The organism is Clostridium sp., from assembly GCF_047718555.1.
Taxonomy (GTDB): domain Bacteria; phylum Bacillota; class Clostridia; order Clostridiales; family Clostridiaceae; genus Clostridium_I.
In genome coordinates, this window is the sequence record NZ_JBDNRK010000120.1 from 1 (window position 1) to 2,599 (window position 2,599).

The window sequence follows — 2,599 nt, forward strand, 5'->3', positions numbered from 1 at the left end:
TTTACTCATAAATTATTTTTTTAATTTATATTGACTTTTACTAGCTGGTCTTAAAATTTTTAAGTGTTAACTTTATAGTATCATTTACTACACTACATTTCAAATTTGTGCGTACTTTAAATGTATTATTCTTAGTGTTATGCTTTTAAACAGAATAGAAAAGATCACTAAATAAGGAAAGGATGTTTTAAATGATAATTGATAGTCATGCTCATGTAATATTACCAACAGAAAAACAAATATTAATAATGGAGGAAGCTGGAGTAGATAAAACTATACTGTTTTCTACAACACCACATCCTGAAAAAGCTAATGATTTAAAATCATTAGAAAAAGAATTATTTATATTAAACAATATATTAGCAAGTAGTGTTTCATTAAATGAAAGAATTAAAAACATTAAGAGCACTACAGCAATATTAAAAGAAGTTATAGATAGAAATCCATCAAAATTTATAGGCTTTGGACTGGTACCATTATCTTTAAACTATAGTGAAACAGCCGATTGGATAAATAATAATATAGTTAAAAACAATTTTTATGGTTTAGGAGAATTTTCACCAACATCTGGTCAAGTAAAATATCTAGAAATAATTTTTCAAGCTTCAAACGAGCTAGGACATTTACCAATATGGGTTCATACTTTTTATCCTTTAAATTTTGATGATATTAAAGAACTTATACAACTAGCTAAGAAATATCCCAAAGTTCCATTAATACTAGGGCATATGGGAGGTATACACTGGATTGATGTAATAAAATTTGCTAAAGAAAATAATAACATTTATTTAGATTTATCAGCTGTGTATACAATTTTAGCCCCTACAATAGCAATTAAAGAATTACCTGAACGTACACTATTTAGCTCAGATGCTCCTTATGGCAATCCTCAACTGTTTAGAAAAATGATTGAAATGATTAGTCCAAATAGAAAAGTATCAGAACAAGTACTAGGTGGAAATATACTAAAATTATTAAAATTATAATATGTTATAGTCCTTATGAAATATCACTGCAGCTTATTTATATATAATTTCTAAAAAATAAAATTACTAATCTTCTGTATCAGGAACAATATGACGATATGGTACAGGAGATTTAAGTACTACAGATGTGTTAACATTACCATAGGGCAATAACCTATCTATAAGTAAACTCATACTCTCCATATTATTTACAGCAGCTTTAATAAAATAATTAATATGTCCAGTTACTCTATGGCACTCTAAAATATCTTGATCTTCTTTAATCATATCCTCAAATACTTCCGGAGATACTTTTAAAGAACTTAATTCAATAAATAGTATAGTATTTCTACCGATTGCCTTTAAAGATATTCTCGTAGTAAATTCTTCAATTATACCCCGCTCCTGCAACTTTACAATTCTTTCAGCAACACTTGGCCTGCTAAGTGCTAATTTCTTTGATAGCTCACTTATGGTTATTCGTGAATTTTCTTGTAAAATTTTAATCAAACTAGTATCTAACTTATCCATTTAACTCTCTCTTTCAAAATGAAGTAATTTAAAGCCATATTTATTCAAAATATAGCTATATATAATATAATTCATTCATTATTTAATATAAATTAATTTATAAATATTATATCATTAATTTATCCAATAGTATTGATAATACAAATAATATAAATCATAATTCTGTAGTTACCAATGTTTCTTCATATTTGTCTACATATACGTGAGTAAATAAATTGTGTTATCAACATTAAATATTATACTAAAGGGAGATGATTTTAAGTGAGTGCGATAATTAGTTCTCCTATTTTTTCTGTTATGATTTCATTAATAGCTTTTGAAATAGGCTGTATTATATACAAGAACACTAAGTTTCCATTATTTAATCCTATAATTATTGCCATAGTATTGGTAATAATTATAATCAAATTGCTAAATATAAGTGTTGATACATATAATAAGGGTGGAGATTTAATTAGCTTCTTTTTGACTCCGGCTACAGTTATATTAGCTGTACCGTTATATAAAAAATTGCAACTTCTAAAGAAAAATTTAGTTCCAATAATAGTAGGAATAGTAGCAGGATCTTTAAGTGGAATGTGCAGTATAATAATATTATGTCACCTATTCCTTGTTCCAAAACAATTAACTCTATCCATGATACCAAAATCTGTTACAGTACCAATAGCTGTAGATGTTTCAAATCAAATCGGAGGAATCTCTGCAATAACAATTGTTGCCATTATAGTCAGTGGAACTATTGGCATTGTGGTATATCCACTAGTATTTAAGATTTTAAAGATTAAAGATCCTATAGCAAAGGGAGTTGCTCTTGGTACAACCGCAAATGCAGTTGGGACATCAAAAGCCATAGAAATGGGTGAAGTAGAAGGTGCTATGAGTGGTTTATCTATCGGTCTTGCAGGCATATTTATTGTAATATTTGCACCTATAGTAACAAAAGTATTTAGTGTTTTCATAAAATAAATTCCAATAGATAATTATATCTTAAAACTATATGTTTATAATAATGTCTTTATCTCCAATGTTAAACCATTAATTTTCAACTCAAAAAATCAAACCACCAATTAGCTATATATTATATATAAACTAATTGGTGGTTA

At 27.0% G+C, this 2,599-nt stretch carries 3 protein-coding genes; 2 read left to right on the forward strand and 1 reads right to left on the reverse strand.

Going from position 1 to position 2,599, the window contains the following annotated elements; translation table 11 throughout:
• The first annotated feature begins 191 nt into the window (after positions 1-191).
• Positions 192-986, forward strand: coding sequence for an amidohydrolase family protein (locus tag ABF633_RS20645; protein WP_415526608.1), 795 nt, complete (start codon positions 192-194; stop codon positions 984-986).
• A 66-nt stretch (positions 987-1,052) separates the two neighbouring features.
• On the opposite strand, the gene ABF633_RS20650 is transcribed toward ABF633_RS20645, so the two are convergent.
• Positions 1,053-1,496: an Lrp/AsnC family transcriptional regulator gene (locus tag ABF633_RS20650; protein ID WP_415526610.1), complete on the reverse strand. Its 444-nt coding sequence runs from the start codon at positions 1,494-1,496 to the stop codon at positions 1,053-1,055.
• A 261-nt stretch (positions 1,497-1,757) separates the two neighbouring features.
• Between ABF633_RS20650 and ABF633_RS20655 the strand changes: the two genes are divergently transcribed.
• Positions 1,758-2,462, forward strand: coding sequence for an LrgB family protein (locus ABF633_RS20655; RefSeq protein ID WP_415526612.1), 705 nt, complete (start codon positions 1,758-1,760; stop codon positions 2,460-2,462).
• The last annotated feature ends 137 nt before the right edge of the window (positions 2,463-2,599 follow it).